At 50.9% G+C, this 287-nt stretch carries 1 protein-coding gene; it reads left to right on the top strand.

Annotated elements, in window-relative coordinates; genetic code table 11:
• A partial coding sequence (locus NBG71_RS18760) for an Ig-like domain-containing protein (RefSeq protein ID WP_250917083.1) occupies window positions 1–287 on the top strand: 287 nt, incomplete at both ends.

Raw genomic sequence — 287 nt, forward strand, 5'->3', positions numbered from 1 at the left:
GGAACTGGAAGACGGCGTACAGACTGAAGTTACCGTACCGGGCGGCAGTGCAGCCGGAGATAAATTAACGCTGACTGTTACCAAGCCTGATGGTTCAACTGAAACCGTGGAACATACCTTAACCGCAAATGAAGTGGCTGCGGGCAAAGCGGATGTGACTATTCCAGCGGATAAAGTCACGTCAGATGGAAAATACTCTGTAACCGCAGAAATCACAGATCCAGCGGGTAACACCAGTGGTCAGGGTAAACCAACCGACTTTGCGGTAGATACTGTTGCACCATCGG

It is taken from the genome of Proteus sp. FZP2095, assembly GCF_023701425.1.
GTDB classification, from domain to species: Bacteria; Pseudomonadota; Gammaproteobacteria; order Enterobacterales; family Enterobacteriaceae; genus Proteus; species Proteus cibarius.